Genomic DNA, 236 nt, shown 5'->3' on the forward strand with positions numbered 1-236 from the left:
ACCAACGGGCCACTCACGTCACTCATGACGTCCACCTTCTCGTCAGTTCCCGGGATCTTCCCAACGGCCGGCTTCACGTCCAGAGGCGAAGGAAGATAGTCAATAATACCATCCAGCAAAGGCTGGATGCCCTTGTTGCGGAATGACGACCCAACAAACACGGGGACCACGAGATTCGCAATTGTTGCCCGACGAAGGGCAGGCTTGACATGACTCCACTCCATCGTGCCAGTAGC

General features: G+C 56.4%; 1 pseudogene. It reads right to left on the reverse strand.

Features of this window, described 5'->3' with window-relative positions:
• Nucleotides 1–236, reverse strand: a pseudogene (locus tag SMC1_RS10595) (hypothetical protein); the annotation flags it as partial.

The organism is Candidatus Cryosericum septentrionale, from assembly GCF_003570995.1.
GTDB lineage: Bacteria > Caldisericota > Caldisericia > Cryosericales > Cryosericaceae > Cryosericum > Cryosericum septentrionale.